Annotated in this window: 8 protein-coding genes and 1 pseudogene; 3 read left to right on the forward strand and 6 right to left on the reverse strand. The window is 68.7% G+C overall.

Annotation, left to right across the window (positions count from 1 at the left end; all coding sequences use genetic code 11):
• From RMO81_RS10720 to hemC, 4 genes and pseudogenes are all read right to left on the reverse strand, one after another.
• Window positions 1-195 (reverse strand): annotated as a pseudogene (locus RMO81_RS10720) (MFS transporter); the annotation flags it as partial.
• Window positions 196-272: 77 nt separating this feature from the next.
• Window positions 273-1,256: a hypothetical protein gene (locus RMO81_RS10725; protein WP_310475849.1), complete on the reverse strand. Its 984-nt coding sequence runs from the start codon at window positions 1,254-1,256 to the stop codon at window positions 273-275.
• A gap of 9 nt (window positions 1,257-1,265) precedes the next feature.
• On the reverse strand, window positions 1,266-1,922 hold the full coding sequence (locus RMO81_RS10730; protein ID WP_310475850.1) for a uroporphyrinogen-III synthase: 657 nt from the start codon (window positions 1,920-1,922) through the stop codon (window positions 1,266-1,268).
• Entirely contained in the window at window positions 1,922-2,833 is a 912-nt protein-coding gene (hemC, locus tag RMO81_RS10735) for a hydroxymethylbilane synthase (protein ID WP_310475852.1), read from the reverse strand. Before hemC ends, RMO81_RS10730 begins: the two co-directional genes overlap by 1 nt.
• Window positions 2,834-2,891: 58 nt before the next feature.
• Between hemC and tsaD the strand changes: the two genes are divergently transcribed.
• Together tsaD and RMO81_RS10745 are read left to right on the forward strand one after the other, a co-directional pair.
• On the forward strand, window positions 2,892-3,941 hold the full coding sequence (gene tsaD / locus RMO81_RS10740) for a tRNA (adenosine(37)-N6)-threonylcarbamoyltransferase complex transferase subunit TsaD (RefSeq protein ID WP_310475853.1): 1,050 nt from the start codon (window positions 2,892-2,894) through the stop codon (window positions 3,939-3,941).
• A gap of 79 nt (window positions 3,942-4,020) precedes the next feature.
• Window positions 4,021-4,989: an NAD(P)H-dependent glycerol-3-phosphate dehydrogenase gene (locus tag RMO81_RS10745; protein WP_310475854.1), complete on the forward strand. Its 969-nt coding sequence runs from the start codon at window positions 4,021-4,023 to the stop codon at window positions 4,987-4,989.
• A 15-nt stretch (window positions 4,990-5,004) separates the two neighbouring features.
• Here the strand turns inward: RMO81_RS10745 and RMO81_RS10750 are convergent, their stop codons facing one another.
• Both RMO81_RS10750 and RMO81_RS10755 read right to left on the reverse strand, forming a co-directional pair.
• Window positions 5,005-5,517: a hypothetical protein gene (locus RMO81_RS10750; RefSeq protein WP_310475855.1), complete on the reverse strand. Its 513-nt coding sequence runs from the start codon at window positions 5,515-5,517 to the stop codon at window positions 5,005-5,007.
• The gene (locus tag RMO81_RS10755; protein ID WP_310475856.1) at window positions 5,517-5,669 is read right to left on the reverse strand and encodes a DUF1674 domain-containing protein; all 153 of its coding nucleotides are present in this window, start codon (window positions 5,667-5,669) and stop codon (window positions 5,517-5,519) included. Before RMO81_RS10755 ends, RMO81_RS10750 begins: the two co-directional genes overlap by 1 nt.
• Window positions 5,670-5,732: 63 nt before the next feature.
• Between RMO81_RS10755 and RMO81_RS10760 the strand changes: the two genes are divergently transcribed.
• The coding region (locus RMO81_RS10760; protein ID WP_310475857.1) for an SDR family NAD(P)-dependent oxidoreductase at window positions 5,733-6,010 on the forward strand (278 nt) is incomplete at its 3' end.

Below are 6,010 nucleotides of genomic sequence, written 5' to 3' on the forward strand. Positions count from 1 at the left end.
CAGCAGCGGCTTGCGCGGCCCCAGCCGATCCACCATCGCCCCCAGCAACGGCATGGTGATCATCACCGCCCAGCCGCCCCATTTGCCGCTTTGCGCCACCAGCGCCTGGCCCTGCACCGGATCGCCAACCACGGCACCGACAAACCACGGCATGAAGATATAGATGGTGATGAGGATGACGTAGGGGTCGCGCACCGCCTGCGCCAGGGCCCAGGCCCTTGTGGCGCGCGGGGAAGCAGTATCGGGGGCGGCGGCTGTCCCCATGCTGCCGGTCAGCGGGCTGGCGCTGCAGCGATTGATGATGTCGGCAGCGGTGTCGCAGCCGAGGCTTCCAGTGCCACCAGCGCCGCTTCGCCCGCAGTCAAACGTTCCGCCGCCGCCAGCCAGCCGCGCACCGTGCCATTGCCGCGCAGCGCCTTTGATCGGCGCAAGGCCGCTGCAGCAGCCGTGACATTACCGCTCGCCATGGCGGCCTGGGCCTGCGCCACCGGCCCGGCGCCTTCGCGCGTGGCAAAAACGGTTTCCACCCGGCTGGCCAGCGCTTCCCACCAATTGGGCCGCGCCGCACCCGGCCCGGCATCCGACAGGCCAGCCAGATCGCGCGCCAACCGCGACCGCGTAACCGGCGCCGCCGACAGCGCCTCCAGCACCGTCACTTCATCGGCATGTTGTTCCTGAAACAGGCGGCGGGTGGCGGGCAGCAGCGCATCATAGGCCCGGCCATCTTCCACGGCGCGCCGCAACAGCAACACGGTCAGCATGGCTTCGGCACGGTCGGCAGCGCCCTGCGCCGTGGCCACCACGGCGGCATCGCGGGCCTCCTCGGCCGCCAGCCGCGCGCCCAGCTGCGCCAGTTGCCGGTTCAATTCGTCGATGCGTTCAGCGTCGCGCTGGATCTGGTCGGTGCTGCTTTCAACGCGGGCTTCGGTGCGGGCCAGACGTTCGGAGGCGACTGCCGGCGCGGTCGGCTTGCGCTGCTCCAGCGCGGCCAGCCGTTGGTCCAGCGCGGCCGTGTCGGAAGTGTTTTCGGCCTGCACGAACGGCAGGCGGCTGCGCACGGTCTGTTCGAACCACGGGTTGGCAATCAGGCCGACAGCCAATGCCAGCATGGCCAGCGCCGCGGCCCATGCCACGCCGCTGCCGCGCCGCGCCGGCTGCGAGCGGGCGGGGCCTGGCGTCATCAGCCGGGCGCGCAGCCGCTCGGTGGCGGCCAGGCTTGATTCACCGATCTCGTTGCGGTCGAAAGGCTCGTTCATGCCGCCTTCCTACAAGGCTTTGGGCAGCATCGCCAGCAAGGCATTTCCCGTCGCCTTGGCTGCAACAGCGGTGCTGGCCCAGCCCGTGCCGGCCGCCGCCAACGTTGCTGCGCTGATCGCATAAACTGCCACGGCATCGCGGCGACCACCCAGCCGATCCCATTCCGCCGCAAAGTGCCCGGCGGTACGGGGCGAATGCAGCAACACGGCTTCGACCTGCGGCAAGGCCGGCAACGGCAGCAGCGGCGTTTCATAAATGGTGATACGGCTGAGGCTGAGCGTGTCTGGCACCGTCACGGCCGTCACCTCGGCCCCCGCCAGATGCAGCAGCCGGCGCTGCGGCCCGGTGGCCAGCCTGTCCAACAAAGCCTGCACCGTGCCCGGGCCGATGGTCACATTCGTCCATCCCGACATTTTCGCCATCACCGCCGTCTCGCCGCCAACGGCATGGACGGGCAGCGATTTCAGCACTTGGGCCTTCCAGCCGGCGTGACGCGCCGCGGCGGCACTGGTGAGGATGACGGCATCCGGCGTCTCGCTGGGCAAATCCCAGGCCACAGGCCGGGTCTCCAGCAGGGGATGCAGCACGGGCGCATGGCCCAGCTGTTGCAGACTAAGGCCTGTCTGGTCTGCGCCCGGTTGCGGACGGACAACCAGGATGCGCATCAGGCCGTGAACAGCCCGCGCACGGCCGGCCCGGCACGGCCCAGCAGTTCGGCGGCCAGCACGGCCACTCGCTCGTGGGCTTCGTGCAGCGCTGCGTTGAAGCCGCCTTCCTGGCTCTCACTGCCGTCTTCGGCGAGAATCTGGCCGAGAAAAGTGACGCCTTCGCCTTCCAGCCGGGCCAGCGCTGCCACCGGTGAATGGCAGGTGCCGCCCAGCGCGGCCAGAAAGGCGCGTTCGATGGCAACACACTGGAAAGTGGGCAGATGGTTGATCGGCTCAAGCCGCGCCAATGTCGATTCGTCGCCATCGCGGGCGGTGATGCCCACGGCACCCTGCGCGCTGGCGGGGAGCATTTCATCCAGCTCGATCAGGCTGCCCACCGTCTGGCCGAGCCGGTCGAGGCCCGCTGCCGCCAGCAAGGTCGCATCGACAACGCCCGATTCGACCTTTGCAAGCCGCGTCGCGACGTTGCCGCGCAGGATTTCGGTTTGCAGGTCGGGCCGCTTGGCCTTCAGCTGCGCAGCGCGGCGGGGACTGGAGGTGCCGATCCGCGCGCCGTGCGGCAGGGCGGATATGCTGGTCGCACCGATCAGCCGTTCACGCACATCGGCGCGCGGCAGCATGGCGACCAGCGCGATGCCGTCCTTCAGCAGCGTTTCAACATCCTTCATCGAATGCACGCCGATATCGATGCGGCCCTCCATCAGGGCGGCGTCCAGCTCCTTGGTCCACAGCGCCTTGCCGCCGATTTCGGCCAGCGCGCGATCCTGCACCTTGTCGCCCGTGGTGTGGATGATGATGATCTCCACGTCGCCATCGCCCCAGCCGTGCGCGGCCTTCAGGGCAGCAGCCGTCATGTTGGCCTGCGCCAGTGCAAGGGGCGAACCCCGTGTTCCAATCTTGAAGCTCATGGGTCAAGCCAATGGCGCGGCCATTGCGGATTGGCAAGACTGGCCCTAGCTGTGCGGCATGATCGCCCCACTTGTTCTCGGCATCGAATCCAGCTGCGATGAAACCGCAGTTGCTCTGGTGCGCGCCGATCGGACGATTTTGGCCCAGCGCATCGCCAGCCAGAACGAAGCGCACGAACGGTTCGGCGGCGTCGTGCCGGAACTCGCCGCCCGCGCCCATGCCGAGCGGCTGGCGCCGATGGTGGAAACGGTATTGGCCGAAGCCGGCATCACCTTGGCCGACGTCGACGCCATCGCCGGCACCGCCGGGCCGGGCCTGATCGGCGGCGTGATGATCGGGCTGGTCACCGCCAAGGCGCTGGCCTTTGCTGCAAGCAAGCCGCTGATCGCGGTCAATCACCTCGAAGGCCACGCGCTTTCCCCGCGCCTTGCCGATGCGTCGCTGCACTTCCCCTATCTGCTGCTGCTGGTGTCGGGCGGCCATTGCCAGCTGCTCGGCGTGGAAGGCATCGGGCGCTATCGCCGGCTGGCCACCACCATCGACGATGCGGTGGGCGAAGCCTTTGACAAATCCGCCAAGGTGCTGGGGCTCGGCTTTCCCGGTGGCCCGGCGCTGGAACGCGCGGCCAAGAACGGCACACCGCGCTTCGCCCTGCCGCGCCCGCTGGTCGGCAGTGTCGAACCGCATTTCTCCTTCGCCGGCCTGAAATCCGCCGTGTTGCGTGCCCGCGCTGCGATTGCAGAGCCGACCGAACAGGACATCGCCGACCTTGCCGCCAGCTTCCAGCAAGCCGCCTGCGATTGCCTGACCGACCGCACGGCCCGCGCCATCACCGCCTTCCCTCAGGCCACCGCTTTGGTCGTCGCCGGCGGCGTGGCGGCCAATCAGGCCATTCGCGGCGCGCTGGCCAGCCTTGCCGGCGCGCACGGCCTACCCTTCGTCGCGCCGCCGATGTGGCTGTGCACCGACAATGGGGCGATGATCGCCTGGGCCGGGCTGGAGCGACTGCAGGCCGGCGATGTGGACGATCTCCACGCCCCCGCCCGCCCGCGCTGGCCGCTCGATCCCGCTGCCGAAGCCGTGCGCGGGGCCGGAGTGAAGGCGTGACCACGTTTGGCGTCATCGGTGCTGGCGCCCCGCGCGCATCGGCGCGCAAGCAAAGAGTCCATGCGCCGGAGGGCAGGCCGTGACAACATTCGGTGTCATAGGCGCCGGCGCATGGGGCACCGCGCTGGCCAGCACCTTGGCCGGCAATGGCCCGGTGACGCTGTGGGCGCGTGAAGCCGAGGTGGTCAGCGCCATCAACGAGACTCACGAGAACCCGGTGTTCCTGCCCGGCATCCCGCTGCCCGCCGGCATCACGGCCACTTGCCATCTGGCCGATATGGCCGCCTGCGCCATCATCCTTGTCGTCGTTCCGGCCCAGCATCTGCGTTCCGTGCTGGCCAATGCCGCCATCCCCGCCGCCACGCCCCTGGTGCTGTGCGCCAAGGGCATCGAGGCCGGCAGCCACGCGCTGATGGTGGAGGTGGCGCGCAGCGTCGTTGCCAACCCCATCGCCATCCTGTCCGGCCCCAGCTTTGCGCACGAAGTGGCGCGCGGCCTGCCGTGCGCCATCACGCTGGCCTGTGCGGATGCGGCGATGGGCGAACGGCTGGTGGCCGCCATGGCGCGGCCGACGCTGCGGCTTTACCTGTCCGACGATGTCGTGGGTGCCGAGATTGGCGGCGCGGTGAAGAACGTGCTCGCCATCGCCTGCGGAGTGGTGGAGGGCGCCGGTCTCGGTCTCAACGCCCGCGCCGCGCTGATCGCGCGCGGCTTTGCCGAAATGACTCGCTTTGGCATCGCCCGGGGTGCGCGCGCCGAAACGCTGGCCGGATTATCGGGTCTGGGCGATCTTGTGCTCACCTGCTCATCCGAAAACAGCCGCAATTTCCGCCTTGGGGTCGGCTTGGGCCAAGGCCGCCCGCTGGCCGAACTGCTCGCTGGCCCGGCGGTTGCAGAAGGGGCGGCCACTGCCGCGGTGTTGGTGGAAGCCGCCCGCGCTGCCCAGGTCGAGATGCCGATTTCGGCGGCCGTGGCCGCACTTCTGGGTGGCGCGCCGGTGCGTGAAACGATCAGCGCACTGCTGGCGCGGCCCATGAAGGCAGAATAGAACCGACGCCCGTTTTCACCCCGCCCAATCGCAAATCGGAACCAGCGCGATGGCTGCCGCCGCAAGGCCGAGCGGCAGGGCGTCGCGCCACTGCGGCCGCCGAAACGCCGCGCTTCGATGCAATATATCGGCCGGCACCAAGGCGCGCATGGCCAGCCCGGCAATGACCCCGATGCTGCAGGGCAGCAGCATGAGCAGCAGGCCGTTCCCAAACATGTCCGTGCTGATCGCCAGCGTCCGGTAGCGGGCGCTGATCCCAATCAGGATCGAGATCAGCCCGAAAACGCCGCCGGCCCACAGACCGGCCTGAACGGCATGGCGCCACGCCACCAATTCCAGGCGATGGGCAATGGCATAAGGCAGCAGGCCGAACGGCACCCCGATCACCACCAGCACAAGCAAGACGGCAGGGTAGATTTCCCACCCCTGCAGCACCGGCGCGATCAGCAGCGCCAGCAGGCCAGCGGTTGCAATGAAAGCGGCAAACTGCACGATCAGGAACCACAATCGCCAGCCCAGCGGGTGCATCAGAAATCGACGGCAATGCCGCCCTTTTCCCAATCGCCGTACCGCACCGGATCAGGCCCCTTGCGGCCGCCGACTTCCTTGTCAGACGGCGGCGGGGGCGGGGCGACCGGCTGCTTGTCGCGCGGGTCAGGCTTGATGTTATCCTTGTCCATATCGCAGTGTTGCCATCAACGGTCGCCTGATAGCAATGAGGTGAAGCGAAGCAGGGGAAATCGATGTTCGAAGGCAAGGTAATCGCCATCACCGGCGCGGGCAGCGGCATTGGCCGGGCATTGGCACTGGGTCTGGCGGCGCGCGGCGCGGTGGTGGCGCTGGCCGACAAGGATGCAGATGGGCTGGCGGAAACCAAACGCCTGCTCGGCAACCGCGCGGCCAGCATCACCACGCTGGATGTGACCGATACGCCGGCGCTGCAGCACTGGGTGGACAGCGCGGTGCGCGATTTCGGCCGGCTGGACGGCATCATCAACAATGCCGGCCTGTCGGTGGTGGC

The sequence above is a fragment of the Sandarakinorhabdus sp. genome (assembly GCF_031422795.1).
Lineage (GTDB): Bacteria > Pseudomonadota > Alphaproteobacteria > Sphingomonadales > Sphingomonadaceae > Sandarakinorhabdus.

What these genes read in the sequence shown, in the direction of transcription:
- RMO81_RS10750 (WP_310475855.1), bottom strand. Translation starts at nt 5,517, where the DNA reads ATGCACCCGCTGGGCTGGCGATTGTGGTTCCTGATCGTGCAGTTTGCC.
- hemC (WP_310475852.1), bottom strand. Translation starts at nt 2,833, where the DNA reads ATGAGCTTCAAGATTGGAACACGGGGTTCGCCCCTTGCACTGGCGCAG.
- tsaD (WP_310475853.1), top strand. Translation starts at nt 2,892, where the DNA reads ATGATCGCCCCACTTGTTCTCGGCATCGAATCCAGCTGCGATGAAACC.
- RMO81_RS10755 (WP_310475856.1), bottom strand. Translation starts at nt 5,669, where the DNA reads ATGGACAAGGATAACATCAAGCCTGACCCGCGCGACAAGCAGCCGGTC.
- RMO81_RS10730 (WP_310475850.1), bottom strand. Translation starts at nt 1,922, where the DNA reads ATGCGCATCCTGGTTGTCCGTCCGCAACCGGGCGCAGACCAGACAGGC.
- RMO81_RS10725 (WP_310475849.1), bottom strand. Translation starts at nt 1,256, where the DNA reads ATGAACGAGCCTTTCGACCGCAACGAGATCGGTGAATCAAGCCTGGCC.